Annotated in this window: 1 protein-coding gene; it reads left to right on the forward strand. The window is 74.9% G+C overall.

Annotated features, from left to right (window positions below; all coding sequences use genetic code 11):
• Positions 1-13: 13 nt before the first annotated feature.
• The coding region (locus tag WA788_RS35365) for an acyltransferase domain-containing protein (protein ID WP_335984577.1) at positions 14-1,000 on the forward strand (987 nt) is incomplete at its 3' end.

Here is a 1,000-nt window from a genome sequence, read left to right on the forward strand (position 1 = left end):
GTCCGCGTTCGGCATGAGCGGCACCAACGTCCACGTCATCCTGGAAGAGGCCCCGGCCCCGGCCCCGGCCCCGGCCCCCGACCACGACTCCGACCCCGGGGCGGCCGACGCCCCCGCCGCGCCCGCGCTGCTGGGCGACGGCGAGGCCGGCGCGTGGCTGGTGTCCGGCCGCACCGCCGACGGGCTCGCCGCCCAGGCCGAACGGCTCCACGCCTGGGCCGCCGCCCGCCCCGAGGCCGAACCCACCGACGTGGCCTGGTCGTTGGCTGCCACGCGTTCGGTGTTCGAGCACCGTGCGGTGGTGGTCGCCGGGGACCGGGACGGGTTCGTGGACGGGGTGCGGTGCCTGGCCGCGGGGACCGGGGCGCCGTCGGTCGTCACCGGCACCGCCCGCCCGGCTGGTCGTACGGCGTTCGTGTTCGCGGGTCAGGGTACGCAGTGGATCGGGATGGGGCGTGAACTGCTGGGCGCCTCCCCGTTGTTCGCCGCGCGTCTGGCGGAGTGCGAGACGGCTCTCGCCCCGCATGTGGAGTGGTCGCTGCGTGACGTGCTGATGGGTGCGGAGGGTGCGCCCGAGTTGGAGGCCGCGGAGGTCGTGCAGCCCGCGCTGTGGGCGGTGATGGTCTCCCTTGCCGCGGTCTGGGAAGCGGCGGGGGTCACTCCCGACGCCGTCGTCGGCCACTCGCAGGGTGAGATCGCGGCGGCGACGGTGGCGGGGATGCTGTCGTTGGAGGACGCGGCCCATGTGGTGGCGGCGCGTTCGCGTGCGCTGTCGGGGCTGTCGGTGGCCGGGTCGATGGTGTCCGTGGTCATGCCGGCCGCCGCCGTGCAGGAACTGGTCGACGGCTTCGACGGCCGACTGTCGGTGGCTGCCGTGAACGGTCCTGCCGCCGTCGTGGTCTCCGGCGAACCGGAGGCGTTGGCGGACTTCGAACGCCAACTGGCCGCGCGCAGGGCGATGCGGTGGCGTATTCCGTCCACGGATTTCGTGGCGCACTCC

The organism is Streptomyces sp. CA2R106 (assembly GCF_037034245.1).
GTDB lineage: Bacteria > Actinomycetota > Actinomycetes > Streptomycetales > Streptomycetaceae > Actinacidiphila.